Origin of the sequence: Kordiimonas sp. SCSIO 12610 (assembly GCF_024398015.1) — a bacterium.
In the GTDB taxonomy this organism is placed as follows: Bacteria; Pseudomonadota; Alphaproteobacteria; order Sphingomonadales; family Kordiimonadaceae; genus CANLMI01.
On sequence record NZ_CP073747.1, the window covers coordinates 600,113 to 614,119 of the forward strand.

A 14,007-nucleotide genomic window follows, 5' to 3' on the forward strand; every position below is an offset into this window, starting at 1 on the left:
CGACCCCATACCCTCTACGGGCAATTTTTTATGTCAGACCTGTATAGCTGGGTAAGCTTACCAAAATATTAATCGCTAGATCATTCGTTTAGGCATAAAAAAGGGACGCTTAAAGCATCCCTTTTTAGAATTAGTATGTGATTGTCTGCTTATGCGTCAGCGCCGTAAACAGAAACAAATGCACGGCCATTTTTGCCCTTTGAGAACTTAACTTGTCCTTCAATAAGAGCGAAAAGTGTATGATCCTTGCCCATGCCTACGTTTTCACCAGCGTACCATTTGGTACCACGCTGACGAACGAGGATGTTTCCTGCAAGAACGTTTTCACCGCCAAATTTTTTCACACCCAAACGGCGACCAATACTGTCGCGACCGTTACGGGAACTACCACCAGCTTTTTTATGAGCCATTTTAGTATCTCCTTATTCTTCGGGCCGCTTATTCAGCCGCTGCTTCTTCGGTTTTCTTCTTTGCAGGAGCTTTCTTTGCTGCTGCACCCGCAATTTTAGTCACGCGGAGAACTGTGATCTCTTGGCGATGACCTTTTTTACGGCGATAGTTGTGACGACGTTTTTTCTTGAAAACGACAATTTTCTTGTCTTTGCGTTGATCAAGAACTTCTGCTGTTACTTTGGCACCTTTAACAGTAGGTTCGCCAACTTTAACGGCTTTCTCATCACCAACCATCAGAACTTCGTCTAAGGTTACATTTTTGCCGACTTCGCCGTCGAGTTTTTCAACTCTAACAACGTCGCCTTCTTGAACGCGGTATTGTTTACCGCCTGTCTTTACGACTGCGAACATGGTTTTAACCTTTTCATTTCATACCGCAGTAAACCGGGCGGGTCTGTACCCTGTTGATCGTTCCGCACTTTGGGCGGTTTCCGCTGGCTATTTCATAATGTACAATCAATCAAAAGAATCGCTTCTTTGATTAATCGGCGCAATATACGGATTTCGTCCAGAGAGTCAATCTTTACCAGACAGCCAATGTTTTCCCGCTAATCAATGTTTATGAGACGGCTCGGGTGACGACCTGTGCAAATGACATAAGAATTTTGCATCCAAAGGCATGGTTGGTGACGTTATATGGGTGAATAGAGGCAAAAAGCCCGTTTCACGACAGCTATAATTATGGATTTGGAGGTTATTATGGAAGAAGAAGTTTTTATTTTCATTACCATGTTTCTGGTGATTGGCGCTTGTATTTCTGTGCTGTTTTTCAGCCGGTACAAACATGAACAACTTAGGCAACGCACGCTTCAAAAAGCGCTGGATGCCGGCCAACAACTTACGCCAGAGCTACTGGAATCGCTCGGCAAAAGCACCGATACAGGTGTGCGCGACTACCGCAGAGGAATATTGGTAACATTATTTGGTGTGGCATTGCTTGTTTTCTCATTGCTTGCCGATATTGATAAGGATGTCAGGGCTGTTTTCCCCTATTTGTCATTGTTTCCTATTTTTATTGGTTTGGGATATCTTTTCGTTTGGAAGACCAAGAACGGACAACAAGGCTAATTCAATCGGGGACAAGCTTGGCAAAAATTGTACAAATGTCAGGAAATACAATAACTGCTTCACTCATTGCTGCCTCCAAAAGTGGCAATGAGTATGCGTTTGAGCGTTTGGTACGGTTGTATCAATCACCCGTTCGTGCATTTGCCCGGCGGTTGAGCGCTGGCGATAGCATGTTTGCAGATGACTTGGCACAAGAGACATTTATCCAAGCGCATCGGAAACTGGAAGGGTTTGACGGTTCTGGCAAATTTGTCAGCTGGTTATACCGGATAGCCTATCGGTTGTTCCTTGATCATGTACGTAAGGTATCGAGGCGCGATGCAATCATGGATGGGCATGAAACACATACTGAATGTGAAGCAAATACCGAAGTCATGCTTGAAATGCGGTATGATATTGAAACCGCCTTTTCCTATCTTAAATATGAAGAACGGACCGCTATCACCTTATGCCTAAGTGAGGGGATGAGCCACAGTGAAGCTTCTGAAATTATGGATATGCCGATAGGGACTGTAAAATCGCACATCATGCGTGGCCGTGATAAACTGAAAACACATCTGCGCGTATGGCAGCAAGAAAGAGTGTCAAAATGAACCGTAAAATTGATGATGACTTGCTTGATAGTATCCTGGCCGTTCCCTTGGGCACCGTTGAGGATAATGGATTTACATCGGGCGTTATGCGTGAAATTGTAAAACAGAAACTTCGCGAGAGAACTATTCTGGCAGGCATGCTTGCGCTTGCGTTCGCATGCCTGATGATCTTTTTTCCTGTTCAGCTTTTGACGCCAGATATCAAAAGCATGAGTTATAATGCCTTGTTGATCATTCTCGTTGCAGTCATGGTGCCTTTTATTTCGCTTTTCATGATTGCTGATAATTAATCTTTATGGGCGGAGGTACTAGAGGGCGAGGCGTTGTTTCGCCGCAGCATATTCTGCAGCTAGTTTATCAACGAATTCCGCAGCCGTCGAAACCTTATCAACAGCGCCAATGCCTTGACCACAGCCCCAGATGTCTTTCCATGCTTTTGCGTCCGTATTACCGCCAGATCCGAAATTCATCGCTGATGGATCACTTTCAGGAAGGTTATTGGGGTCCATGCCTGCCGCTTCGATAGACGGTTTCAGATAGTTACCGTGGATACCCGTGAAGAGGTTACTGTAAACAATGTCATCTGCTTTGCTATCAACGATCATTTGTTTGTAGCGTTCGTCGGCATTTGCTTCCTTGGTTGCAATAAACGCAGAGCCGATATAGCCCATGTCTGCCCCCATGGCTTCAGCCGCGAGTACCGCATCACCTGATGCCATCGATCCCGAAAGGGCAAGCGGGCCATCAAACCATTCGCGAATTTCCTGAACAAGTGCAAACGGCGACAGTGTCCCTGCATGGCCACCAGCACCCGCGGCAACTGCAATCAGGCCGTCAGCACCCTTTTCAATGGCTTTTTTCGCAAAGCGATTGTTGATAATATCGTGAAGAACAATACCACCATAGGAATGCACGGCGTCGTTCACTTCCTTAACAGCACCCAGCGATGTAATCACTACAGGCACCTTGTATTTCACGCACATTTCAACATCATGCATCAAGCGATCGTTTGATTTATGGACGATTTGATTGACAGCAAACGGCGCTGAGGGATTATCAGGGTTTGCTTCGTCATACGCGGCCAGTTCTTCGGTGATGCGTTTCAACCATTCCTCAAGAACCGGACCAGGGCGTGCATTAAGGGCTGGGAAGGAACCGATAATACCGGCCTTACATTGTTCAATAACCAAATCAGGATTGGAAATAATGAAAAGCGGTGAACCAATTACGGGAATACGAAGTTTACCCTCAAGCGACTTTGGCAATGTCATGAACAATATCCTTGTATTTACTCTTTTTTGATGAGTGTCATTAAAACGTGTTTGCAGGCTAACCATATTTAAGGTGTGTGACAACAGGAAAGCGCATAAATATTCTGAACCATTCTAACAACTAGCAACATAGTCAAAACAAACGAAAGCCAGAGTGGTTGGCTGATATCTCTGGCCAAAGGGTTGGTGACGTTGGTCAAATTATTGCCTGATGAAATAGACCTTATGGATTAAATCATCCTTTACTTGGTACATTGCAACAATTTCAACGGTACCCGTTGGCAGGCCCGAAAGGGTTTCCCGGTCAATTGCGAAATCTGCCAGATCAGTTTTCGAATGCACCTCGCAGCGAAGATCTTTGTTTGAAAATCGGTCTGCATACATAGAACGAATATCATCTAGTCCTTTTGCAACCAAAGTATGACTGGGAAGGTCGTATAATTCAGCATCACTGTGAAAGAGGGCACAAAAGGCCTCAAGGTCATGATTATTATATGCGATCAGTTGCTCGTCTGCAATTTGGCGGGGGGATTTGGGCATTGTTGTTTCCTAGTTTGCTGTTTTTCCTGTTTGTAACAGGCAAAAGGTAGGCGACAAACGGCTTTCACATAAGAATTTTGTTATAATGATACAAAACTCGTTGAGAAATTTGGGATTCTGGCTAATCTAGCCATAGTGATGGGGATATTGGCTAAAATTGGGACTATGGGGCATTTGCTGCCAATAGATTAAATAGAGGTTCGTTGAATGATTAAAGGGTTGGCTTTAGCAGGATCAGTTCTGCTATTTTCCGTATCTGCTTCTTCACAGGCGATACAACAAACAAAAGGTGATTTTCAGGACAAGTTCCGTCAGTTGGACGAAGTTCTGCCAACACCAAACACATATAGAAACGCAGCCGGTGAACCAGGTCACCAATATTGGCAGCAAAAAGTTGATTACAAAATCAAGGTTGAGCTCGATGAAGGCGCGCGCCGTATCATTGCTCATGAGGATGTAACATACACCAATAATTCGCCTGATACGCTGAAGTATTTATGGCTTCAGTTGGATCAAAATCGCTTCCGAGGTGATTCGATGGCTGAAACAACAACCGCGTTCGCGGGCATTGGTCGCCGTGGTCCGGTTACGCAGGCGGGTAGTGGCAATCGACCAGCGAGATTGAGCCTTGATGAATTGCGCCGTCAGCAATTTATGGCAGATCACGAGCTTGGCTATACCATTACCAATGTCAAAGATGGTCGTGGCAGAGATTTGAATTTCATTATCACTGGTACGCAGATGCGGATTGATTTGGCGGCTCCGTTGAAGCCTGGTGCCAGTACAAAATTTGCGCTCGATTTTTCGTTCAACATTGTGGAAGAAAATGCAGTTTCTGCGCGTTCAGGCTATGAGCATTTCCCGGACGATGAGCGTGAAGGCGGTAATGATATTTTCCTTCTTGCGCAGTGGTTCCCGCGCCTTTCAGCCTATACAGACTATGAAGCATGGACGGGTAAAGAATTTCTTGGTCGCGGTGAGTTCACCCTCGAGTTTGGTAACTATGATGTAGAGATCACTGTTCCTGCTGATCATATCGTATCGTCAACAGGGGTTCTCGATAATCCGAATGCTGTATTGACCGCTGAACAGCGCAAGCGTTTGAAGGAAGCAGAAACTGCAAAACGCCCTGTTTTCATCGTAACGGAAGAAGAAGCGCTTGAGAACGAGAAGGAAGGCTCTGACAAGCAAAAGACCTGGCGCTTTAAAGCCGAGAAAGTTCGTGATTTTGCATGGGCATCATCACGTAAATTCATCTGGGACGCCAAGGGCTATAAGCAAGGCGGCGATATTCAGCCATTTGTAATGGCGATGTCTTTCTATCCGAAAGAAGGTGGCGAGCTGTGGTCTAAATATTCTACTGAAGCCATCGTTCACACAATGGAAGTGTACTCCCGTTTCTCATTTGATTACCCATACCCAACGTCACAATCTGTGAATGGCCCTGTGGGCGGTATGGAATATCCAATGATCACCTTTAACGGACCTCGTACAACCCTCCAAAAAGATGGAAGCCGTACCTATTCCCTTGCGGAAAAACGTTTCCTTCTGGGTGTGGTCATCCACGAAGTTGGTCATAACTATTTCCCAATGATCGTGAACTCTGACGAGCGTCAGTGGACATGGATGGATGAGGGGTTGAATAGCTTCCTCGACGGCGTTGCAGGCCGCGAATGGGATCCAAATATTCCGTGGGGCGTGGAACCTGCGGATGTTGTTGGCTATATGAAATCCAATACACAAGTGCCGATTATGACGCAGTCAGATAGCATTCTGCGTATTGGCCCGAACGCTTACACTAAGCCAGCGGTGGCGCTTAATATCCTGCGGGAAACAATTCTTGGCCGTGAACTGTTTGACTTTGCGTTCCGTGAGTATTCACAGCGCTGGATGTTCAAGCGCCCAACACCATCTGATTTCTTCCGCACGATGGAAGAAGCCTCCGGTGTTGATCTGGATTGGTTCTGGCGTGGTTGGTTCTATTCAACGGATCATGTTGATATTTCGCTTGATAAAGTGTCACAGCTTCGTATCGACACAAAAGACCCGGATATCGATTATGCGCGCCGTCGTGCAGAGTTTAAAGACAAACCGGCTTCTTTGTTCGTTGAGCGTAATAAAGCCGAAGGCAAGAAATTATGGGTGGACCTAAACCCTGATGTTCGCGACTTTTATGACGAAAATGACCAGTTCACGGTGACCAACAAGGAACGCAACAAGTACCAAAGCTTCCTGAAAGGTTTGAACAAAGAGTGGGAGCGTGAGGTTTTTGACCGTGCTGTACGTGAAGACAAAAACTATTATGTTCTTGAATTCTCAAATAAGGGTGGTCTTGTAATGCCAATCATCCTTGGACTTACGTTTGCTGATGGTTCAACAGAGAAGCAATATATTCCTGCTGAAATCTGGCGTCGTACGCCGAAGGCTGTCAAGAAACTGTTGGTTCTTGATAAAGGTAAGGACCTTGTAAGCGTAGTTGTTGACCCGGATTGGGAAACAGCGGACACGGATATTGAAAACAATCATTATCCACGCCGCATCGTTCCAAGCCGCGTAGAGGCTTTCAAGTCAAGCCGTGGGTCTTCGCTTGTGGGTCGTGATATTATGCATGATGCTACAACCAAGCTGAAAACTGACGATGAAAAAGAGGAAGAATAATTGATAAGGATATTTCTTATCGGTTTGATCGCAGTTGCAGGCGCCTTATGGGCGCCTGTTTCGCTCAATGCGCATGAATTGAAAACAGCACTTTCGACGGTGCTTTTTAACGCGCGCACAGGCAACATAGAGATTGTTCACCGTTTCAATATTCATGACGCAGAACATGCAGTGCGGGAAGTCTTTGGAAAAGGCGCTGACATTATCAGCTCTGCTGAGACACAGGATACATTTGCAAATTATGTTGTAGAGCGATTTTCCCTCTTGAGGGATAACGGCGATCCTGTGGGTCTTGAGTATCTCGGGTTTGAGATTGAAGGCAAATTTTTCTGGGTTTATCAGGAAGCCCCCAGTTTTGAAGCACCTCAATTGATAATGGCTAATAATGCGCTCAGAGAAATTTGGCCTGATCAAATTAATACGGTTAATATTGAAGGCCGGGGTGATATCCAGACGCTCACGTTCAGTGGTAATACTGAATATCTATCAGTTGATTTCAATTAGTATTTAGAAACCGCTTCTGGTCACAATAACCCGTTAGCACGGAACTCTTCGGCCGTTCTTTTGATGGTTGCAGCTTCAATAATGCCTTGGCTGTTGCGTTTGGTAAAGGCGCTTGCTCCAAAGCACATAACATTATCGAGGTTTAGGTAATCCATTGCATTGCCTGCACTCAGGCCGCCTGTGGGGCAGAATACAAGTTCCGGCAACACAGCCCCTAGGCTTTTGAGGAACGGGGCGCCGCCTGATTGTTCCGCCGGAAAAAATTTAAGCGTATCAAAACCCAATTCACGGGCATTCATCGCTTCTGAAATTGTAGATATGCCCGGAAGGAATGGTAGGCCAGTGTCCTGGATTTTATCCGCGAGGGCAGCCGTTAGGCCAGGGCTGACACCAAAATCAGCACCTGCATCTATAACATCGTCAACTTGCTCGGCTTTGGTGATAGTACCCATGCCAAATGTTGCGCGGTCACCAAATTCTGTTTTCACAGCCCCGAGTGCTTCAAGTGCACTTGGATGCCGCATCGTGAGTTCAAGAACATGAAGGCCCTCTTCGATTAGGTGCCCGCAAATATCGACGGCTTCTTCGGTGCTTCTGAAGGCAAGCACAGGAATGGCCTTAGTACCTGTTAGCATCGTGCGGATATTGGAATTGGTCATCGGGTTATTATCCTAATCAAAATCGAAAACGGATGCGCCTTCGCTGGCGCGGCCAACAAGGCTTTGGAACGGGGTAAACATATTTCTACCAACAGTTAAGGAACGGGCCGGTGCTGTTGGAATATCACGGGCTTCGAATTCTTCCGCTTCTACAATAACTTCAAGTTCACCAGTATTGGCATTTAGGCGCATCATATCGCCTGTCTGCACACGGCCAATGTTGCCACCGTCGAGCGCTTCCGGCGTAATATGGATAGCTGCCGGAACCTTGCCGGACGCGCCTGACATACGGCCATCTGTGACAAGGGCAACCCTGAAACCACGGTCCTGCAATACACCAAGCGACGGCGTTAATTTATGAAGTTCGGGCATTCCGTTGGCTTTTGGGCCCTGAAAGCGGATGACAGCAATAAAATCCTTATCAAGTTCGCCGTTCTGGAAAGCTGTTAGCATATCATCCTGATCATCAAATACGACTGCAGGTGCTTCAATGACACGGTGCGCTGGTTTGACGGCTGAGGTCTTTAGGACACCTTCACCAATATTACCACGCATCAAGGCGAGGCCACCTGTTGGCTGAAATGGGTCAGTAACAGGGCGCACAATCATTGCATCGCCGGGTTCCGCGGCGACTTCCTGCCAGATGACGGCGTTGTCTTTGAGAATAGGGTCAGCAACGACTTCCTCTAGTGGCTTGCCTTCGAGAACACAAGGAACATCGCCGTGTAATCTGCCTTCATCCAACAGGCGTTGCATGACGAAACTTGTACCGCCCGCATTATGGAAGGCATTTATGTCTGCGGTACCATTTGGATAAACTCTGGAGATCAGGGGCACGACGGAAGACAGATCGGACATATCTTTCCATGTTAATTTGATGCCTGCGGCGCGTGCAATCGCGATCAAATGGATGGTATGATTGGTTGAGCCACCGGTTGCGAGCAAACCAATCGCTGCATTGACAATGGCTTTCTCGTCAACATGATCTGCCATAGTATGCCCTGCCTTTGCCAGCTTTATCGCTTGCCTCGCGGCTTCGTCGTTTACAGGTTTTCTAAGCGGATCTGTTGGGTTGATGAAGCTCGATCCGGGTAACTGTAGACCCATCATCTCCAACATCATCTGGTTGGAATTGGCGGTACCATAGAATGTGCAGGTGCCGGGACTATGGTAGGCTTTGCTTTCGCTCGCCAGCAGGTCATCTCTGGTTGCTTTGCCTTCCGCATAAAGTTGACGAACTTTTGCTTTCTCGGCATTTGAAATTCCTGTTGGCATAGGTCCGGCCGGAATGAAAACAAAGGGCAAATGCCCAAAGGATAGTGCCCCCATCAAAAGGCCCGGAACGATTTTATCACAAAGGCCAAACAAAATACCTGCCTCGAAGACATTATGGGAAAGTGCAACACCTGTAGCCATAGCAATAACGTCACGGCTGAATAGTGACAATTCCATTCCGGCCTGGCCTTGGGTCACACCGTCACACATTGCCGGTACGCCGCCAGCCATCTGGGCAACCCCGCCAGCATCCGTGATAGCGGCTTTTATTTCATCAAGCATGTAATGATAGGGCTGATGCGCTGACAGCATATCATTATAGGCACTAACGATTGCTACATTGATGGTTTCTTCGTCATTCAGCTTTTGTTTATCACTATCATTGCAGGCTGCGATTGCGTGGGCGATATTTCCGCATGACATAGCTGGACGTGATGGTCCTACGTTGCGCATCTCGTTAATGCGCGCCATATAGGCGCTGCGTGATCCAGATGATCGTTCGATAATCCTATTGGTGACTTCAATGATACGAGGGTGGGTCATGGTGGTTTCCATATGTCCGGGTATTATGGGGCCCAAAATACGTTTAACGGTTGCTTCATAGAATTAATAACGCGAGCGATTGGCAGATTTATGTCATTGGAAAGCGCTTCTTTGAGGGTTCCTAGTTTCTCATCGCCTGTAATCATCAAAATACAGTCTTTTGCACGGTTGATGGCATGAAAGGTGATCGTGATACGCTCAACCTCGTCCCCTGTGACAGTACTTTTTCGCGCTGTCAGAGCTGCACAAATGCTGGTATTTTCACAAGCGAGTGCGTGCTCTAACCCATCTGCTTCAGGAAACAGCGAGGCTGTATGACCGTCGTTCCCGAGCCCTAAAAGCACACTCGTGAAAGGGTACGTGATTTTTCCGTACGCATTTTCAATGAATGGAAGGGCGTCTCTGTGTGACTTACCCTCAACAAACATGCCGGTAAAACGCGCAGACGTTGCTTCATTAACGAGCAATGTATTTTTTACAAAACTTTCATTACTGCGGCTATGCGCTTGAGGGACCCACCGTTCGTCAACCAGCGCGATATCAACCTTATGCCAGTCAAATTCAGTATTAGACACTTTTTCAAACAAGGGCTTGGGAGTTGAGCCCCCTGATACAGCCCATGATGCTGAACCCGTTGTGGTCAGATCATTTTGCAGGCTTTTCAAGATACGGGTCGAGAGCGCGAAAGCCATATCTGGGCCGCTATCAAAGCCATAAAAGTTGATTTTAGGGTGATCAATCATCGTCAGCGCCTAAACATCCTTTGCATCATGATACCAATCACGTTGGTCGCGTTTCATCAAATCATGGGCTTCATATGGCCCCCATGTTCCTGATTGGTAGGTTTTGATGCTGCCTGGATTGGCTTTCCAGTGTTTGGTGATTCTATCGATCCATTGCCACGCTAGGTCAACCTCGTCCCGGTGAACGAACAGGCTCTGGTCACCGCGAGCGGCATCCAGCATTAACCTGAGGTAGGGGCCAAGGCGCGTGCCATCATCCGCACCTGTAACATCCAGATTTAATTCTACTTCACGAAGGGCAGCCCGGTCTTCTTTGTCGTCCTTGATCATCATCCGCATTGCCAGATGATCTTCCGGTTGAAGTCGAATGATAAAGCGATTTGGCTGCATGTTAGTGTGCCAGCGGGGATCTGATGCATGCGGGACATCCTTGAACTGAATAACGATTTCTGCAAACCGTTCCGGCAGGCGTTTCCCTGTGCGAAGGTAAAAAGGCACCCCCGCCCAGCGCCAGTTTTCTATGTGGGCTTTGATCGCTACAAAACTGTCAGTTTCACTTTTATCAAGGCCAAGGTCATCCAGATAGCTTTTAACCGCGCTGCCGGCCATAGCGCCTGCCTTGTATTGACCGCGCACAACATTTTGGTCAATTTCCATGCCTTCAAGGGGGCGAAGCGATTTAAGGACCTTTAGTTTTTCCTCACGAATGCCTTGCGCGTCTAGTCTGGCAGGGGGTTCCATCGCGATGAAACATAATAATTGTAAGAGGTGGTTTTGAACCATATCTTTAAGGGCACCAGTGCCCTCATAGAACCCGCCTCTGCCTTCAACGCCCAGGTCTTCAGCAATCGTGATTTGAATATGGTCAATTGTTTGATTGTTCCATAATTGCTCGAACAATAGATTTGAGAATCTGAGCGCCAGAAGGTTTTGAACGGCTTCTTTGCCTAAATAATGATCGATCCTAAAGGTTTGCTCTTCTGAAAAATACTGTGCCACATCATTATTGATCTCTGCGGCGGTTTCCCGGTTGTGCCCAAGCGGTTTTTCCAACACAACGCACGCGTTATCACCGTTTAGACCGTAATTTCCCAAAAGTGCACATGTGCTGGTAAAAAATGCTGGGGGAATTGCGAGAAAATGCACGAGAGGCCTTGCAGTATCGGTTAGCTGTTCCTTGAGGGCTTCCCAGCCTTCCCCTTCGTCAGATAGGGAAATCTGAACAACCTCTATCATATCCGCGAACGCCGCCAGCATGTCGGTATCGATCCCGCAAGCAGGGGGAGTTACCTCAAAAACGCCTGTGAGCCATTCAAGAACAGGTTGGTCAACTTCCGAGCGTGATGTCAGATATATTTTACTATCGCTGTTAACGCGTTTAGTTACGAAGCCACTATATAGAGCAGGGAGTAGTTTCCTTCTTGATAAGTCACCAAGACCGCCAAAAATGATCAAATCAAATGACGACATATTATGCTCCTTCAAAGGCATTCATGAAACTTGATTGATTACCGCGCCAATCTGCTGCGGCACCAATAAGTGCAGAGTTTGTATCGGTAATAACATGGATCGGGATATTCGTCAGGTAGGAAGACATAATACCCTTTGAGCCGAACCGTTTCAGGAAATCGCTGTTACCGATATGCTCGTATATTTTCGGTACAATACCGCCGGCAATCCACACACCGCCACGACCACCATGGGAGAGTGCAATATCGCTAGCGACGCCGCCGAGGATTGATAGGAATAGCTGAACAGCACGCACACAGGAAGGAAGCTCACCTGTTGTGGCTGCGCTACTTATTTCCTGTGGGGTTAAGCCGTTTGGTCCTGACCCTGCATATTCAACCAGAAAATTATGAATTCTCGCCAATCCACGCCCTGAGAGAACGGATTCGATGCAAATATGTTCGGTTGCTTTCTTTAAGTGCGCCCATAAATCACGTTCCAAATGTGTTGTTGGAGCAAAGGAGGCGTGACCGCCCTCTGAAGAAATAACCTTATAGTCAGTTCCAACCTTCAAAAGTTGTGCGACGCCAAAGCCTGTGCCGGGCCCCATGATGCTCATCGGCGCGCTATCATCCGTAACACCTGATTTGATAACCTTGTATTCTGAAGGCTTTAAATGGGGTACAGCGCGTGCAACAGCGGCGAAGTCATTCATGAAGCTAACTTTTTCAAGCCCTGTAGCCTTCTGAAGTTCATGCGCTGTGAACTGCCAGCCTATATTGGTTATTTGAGCTTGTGAATGGGTGGTTTGACCAGCGATTGCAAGATGTGCGTGGTTAATAGAATGCGCGCTTGCCTGTTTGATAAAGGTTTTCATCATTTCTGCAAAATTTGGAAAATCAGCGCAGCTATATGTGATATTTTCCAATACAGAGAAACCATCGTTATTTGTTCTGATAACGGCGAAACGGCCATTGGTACCGCCGATGTCTGCAGTGATAATATCTGCAAATTTTTCAGTATCTGCCATGGTTGATCTCTCACCCTAATAATGCAGGCCTTATAATCTAATTTTGACAGCGCTGTCAAATAATGATCGGCCAAGAATTACAGCAATTTGGTTATTAGACTGACAGCGATAACATATATTTGGATTTACATATTGTGATTTTGTTCCTGGTCATTTAATTCTGGAGCCAGGAAATAGGGTAATTGATATGGGTAAAGCTACGATTGATGATGTGGCCCGTTTGGCAGCGGTCTCAATAAAGACAGTATCACGTGTCATCAACAAAGAAGCGAATGTTCGGGAAAAGACGCGGGAACGTGTGCTTGAAGCGATAAATTCCCTGAATTACCAACCAAGTCAGTCTGCAAGGGGACTTGCGGGCAATCGTTCCTACACGATCGGGATGCTTTATGGGCACCTTAGTCCCGGGTATTTTATGGATGTTCAGGAAGGTGTTCTCAAGACATGTATGGACCATCATTACGGTCTGATATTAAATCCTATATCGAATAATTCCGCTGACCTTGAGCGTAATGTTTATGATTGGCTTCGTCACTCGAGGGTGGAAGGAGTTGTTATGACGCCGCCATTCGGCTCCGATGAGCGTATTGTGAATGCCTTAAAAGCTGCTGATATTCCTGCTGTGACCCTGTCAGAGCGCGCGCTCGACATCATTCCGTCAGTCGTTATCGATGAAGTTAGTGCTGCGAGGGAACTTACCCGTCATTTGATAGATCAAGGCCATAAAAACATAGCTTTTGTCTTGGGCGAAACCGAACACCAATCAAGTAAACTTAGATTACAGGGCTTTCGCGATGAGATGAAAGCTCACGGTTTGCCTGTGGATGAAAGGCTACTTGTATCGGGTGATTTCAGTTTTGAAGGGAGTTCGGACGCAGCGTCATTTTTGATGGACCTTAGCGAGCGACCAACAGCGGTTTTCGCTGCAAATGACGATATGGCAGCGGCAGTCCTTTCTGCAGCACATAACAGAAATATAAAAGTGCCTGACGAGGTCGCTGTTGTTGGATTTGATAATTCGCCGATCGCGTCGCAGGTTTGGCCCGCGTTAACAACGGTTGATCAACCGGCACGGTCCATGGCTTCGCTCGCTTGTGAGAAACTGATTAATCAAATCAAAAAAACCGAAGAGATTGACCATGTGAATGGCGAAGATACCCTGACCACAGTGCCATATACTTTGCATGTCAGGGCGTCTTCCATCAGTGGTTAAAGATGACA

At 46.8% G+C, this 14,007-nt stretch carries 15 protein-coding genes; 6 read left to right on the forward strand and 9 right to left on the reverse strand.

Annotated features, from left to right (window positions below):
* Positions 1–149 precede the first annotated feature (149 nt).
* Together rpmA and rplU are read right to left on the reverse strand one after the other, a co-directional pair.
* Positions 150–410 carry a 50S ribosomal protein L27 gene (gene rpmA, locus KFF44_RS02790; protein WP_255937002.1) on the reverse strand — a complete coding sequence of 87 codons (261 nt, stop codon included), beginning with the start codon at positions 408–410 and terminating at the stop codon, positions 150–152.
* A 28-nt stretch (positions 411–438) separates the two neighbouring features.
* The gene (gene rplU / locus KFF44_RS02795; protein ID WP_255937004.1) at positions 439–804 is read right to left on the reverse strand and encodes a 50S ribosomal protein L21; all 366 of its coding nucleotides are present in this window, start codon (positions 802–804) and stop codon (positions 439–441) included.
* Positions 805–1,152: 348 nt separating this feature from the next.
* On the opposite strand from rplU, the gene KFF44_RS02800 reads away from it, so the two are divergent.
* From KFF44_RS02800 to KFF44_RS02810, 3 genes are read left to right on the forward strand one after another with little or no spacing between them, the layout of a single operon-like run.
* Positions 1,153–1,521 carry a DUF6249 domain-containing protein gene (locus tag KFF44_RS02800; RefSeq protein WP_255937005.1) on the forward strand — a complete coding sequence of 123 codons (369 nt, stop codon included), beginning with the start codon at positions 1,153–1,155 and terminating at the stop codon, positions 1,519–1,521.
* A 17-nt stretch (positions 1,522–1,538) separates the two neighbouring features.
* Entirely contained in the window at positions 1,539–2,114 is a 576-nt protein-coding gene (locus tag KFF44_RS02805) for an RNA polymerase sigma factor (RefSeq protein WP_255937007.1), read from the forward strand.
* A complete protein-coding gene (locus tag KFF44_RS02810) occupies positions 2,111–2,404 on the forward strand; it encodes a hypothetical protein (protein ID WP_255937010.1) in 294 nt (97 codons plus the stop codon). The genes KFF44_RS02805 and KFF44_RS02810 overlap by 4 nt, the downstream gene beginning before the upstream one ends.
* An 18-nt stretch (positions 2,405–2,422) precedes the next feature.
* Here KFF44_RS02810 and KFF44_RS02815 read toward each other — a convergent pair whose 3' ends face one another.
* Both KFF44_RS02815 and KFF44_RS02820 read right to left on the reverse strand, forming a co-directional pair.
* Positions 2,423–3,385 (reverse strand): nitronate monooxygenase family protein, encoded by a 963-nt coding sequence (locus KFF44_RS02815; protein ID WP_255937012.1) that lies wholly within the window; start codon positions 3,383–3,385, stop codon positions 2,423–2,425.
* Positions 3,386–3,586: 201 nt separating this feature from the next.
* Entirely contained in the window at positions 3,587–3,925 is a 339-nt protein-coding gene (locus tag KFF44_RS02820) for a nuclear transport factor 2 family protein (RefSeq protein ID WP_255937014.1), read from the reverse strand.
* A gap of 207 nt (positions 3,926–4,132) precedes the next feature.
* On the opposite strand from KFF44_RS02820, the gene KFF44_RS02825 reads away from it, so the two are divergent.
* Together KFF44_RS02825 and KFF44_RS02830 are read left to right on the forward strand one after the other, a co-directional pair.
* Complete coding sequence (locus KFF44_RS02825; protein WP_255937015.1) at positions 4,133–6,583, forward strand: M1 family metallopeptidase; 2,451 nt, start codon at positions 4,133–4,135, stop codon at positions 6,581–6,583.
* Positions 6,584–7,087, forward strand: coding sequence for a DUF6702 family protein (locus KFF44_RS02830; RefSeq protein WP_255937016.1), 504 nt, complete (start codon positions 6,584–6,586; stop codon positions 7,085–7,087). It begins immediately after the preceding gene.
* Between the two features lie 20 nt (positions 7,088–7,107).
* Here the strand turns inward: KFF44_RS02830 and KFF44_RS02835 are convergent, their stop codons facing one another.
* Genes KFF44_RS02835 through glk form a run of 5 tightly spaced genes read right to left on the reverse strand, consistent with a single transcriptional unit; the run spans position 7,108 to position 12,786 of the window.
* Entirely contained in the window at positions 7,108–7,746 is a 639-nt protein-coding gene (locus KFF44_RS02835) for a bifunctional 4-hydroxy-2-oxoglutarate aldolase/2-dehydro-3-deoxy-phosphogluconate aldolase (RefSeq protein ID WP_255937017.1), read from the reverse strand.
* A 12-nt stretch (positions 7,747–7,758) separates the two neighbouring features.
* On the reverse strand, positions 7,759–9,564 hold the full coding sequence (edd, locus tag KFF44_RS02840; RefSeq protein ID WP_255937018.1) for a phosphogluconate dehydratase: 1,806 nt from the start codon (positions 9,562–9,564) through the stop codon (positions 7,759–7,761).
* Between the two features lie 23 nt (positions 9,565–9,587).
* A complete protein-coding gene (gene pgl, locus KFF44_RS02845) occupies positions 9,588–10,307 on the reverse strand; it encodes a 6-phosphogluconolactonase (protein WP_255937019.1) in 720 nt (239 codons plus the stop codon).
* Positions 10,308–10,316: 9 nt separating this feature from the next.
* Complete coding sequence (zwf, locus tag KFF44_RS02850) at positions 10,317–11,777, reverse strand: glucose-6-phosphate dehydrogenase (RefSeq protein WP_255937020.1); 1,461 nt, start codon at positions 11,775–11,777, stop codon at positions 10,317–10,319.
* Between the two features lies 1 nt (position 11,778).
* Positions 11,779–12,786, reverse strand: a complete 1,008-nt coding sequence (glk, locus tag KFF44_RS02855) for a glucokinase (protein WP_255937021.1) — start codon at positions 12,784–12,786, stop codon at positions 11,779–11,781.
* A 187-nt stretch (positions 12,787–12,973) separates the two neighbouring features.
* Between glk and KFF44_RS02860 the strand changes: the two genes are divergently transcribed.
* Entirely contained in the window at positions 12,974–13,999 is a 1,026-nt protein-coding gene (locus tag KFF44_RS02860) for a LacI family DNA-binding transcriptional regulator (RefSeq protein WP_255937022.1), read from the forward strand.
* The last annotated feature ends 8 nt before the right edge of the window (positions 14,000–14,007 follow it).

Excerpts from the sequence above, each read along its gene's own strand:
- pgl (WP_255937019.1), bottom strand. The coding sequence starts at position 10,307 with ATGATTGATCACCCTAAAATCAACTTTTATGGCTTTGATAGCGGCCCA.
- KFF44_RS02815 (WP_255937012.1), bottom strand. The coding sequence starts at position 3,385 with ATGACATTGCCAAAGTCGCTTGAGGGTAAACTTCGTATTCCCGTAATT.
- rplU (WP_255937004.1), bottom strand. The coding sequence starts at position 804 with ATGTTCGCAGTCGTAAAGACAGGCGGTAAACAATACCGCGTTCAAGAA.
- KFF44_RS02800 (WP_255937005.1), top strand. The coding sequence starts at position 1,153 with ATGGAAGAAGAAGTTTTTATTTTCATTACCATGTTTCTGGTGATTGGC.
- KFF44_RS02820 (WP_255937014.1), bottom strand. The coding sequence starts at position 3,925 with ATGCCCAAATCCCCCCGCCAAATTGCAGACGAGCAACTGATCGCATAT.
- zwf (WP_255937020.1), bottom strand. The coding sequence starts at position 11,777 with ATGTCGTCATTTGATTTGATCATTTTTGGCGGTCTTGGTGACTTATCA.
- rpmA (WP_255937002.1), bottom strand. The coding sequence starts at position 410 with ATGGCTCATAAAAAAGCTGGTGGTAGTTCCCGTAACGGTCGCGACAGT.
- KFF44_RS02860 (WP_255937022.1), top strand. The coding sequence starts at position 12,974 with ATGGGTAAAGCTACGATTGATGATGTGGCCCGTTTGGCAGCGGTCTCA.
- KFF44_RS02810 (WP_255937010.1), top strand. The coding sequence starts at position 2,111 with ATGAACCGTAAAATTGATGATGACTTGCTTGATAGTATCCTGGCCGTT.
- edd (WP_255937018.1), bottom strand. The coding sequence starts at position 9,564 with ATGACCCACCCTCGTATCATTGAAGTCACCAATAGGATTATCGAACGA.
- KFF44_RS02825 (WP_255937015.1), top strand. The coding sequence starts at position 4,133 with ATGATTAAAGGGTTGGCTTTAGCAGGATCAGTTCTGCTATTTTCCGTA.
- glk (WP_255937021.1), bottom strand. The coding sequence starts at position 12,786 with ATGGCAGATACTGAAAAATTTGCAGATATTATCACTGCAGACATCGGC.
- KFF44_RS02835 (WP_255937017.1), bottom strand. The coding sequence starts at position 7,746 with ATGACCAATTCCAATATCCGCACGATGCTAACAGGTACTAAGGCCATT.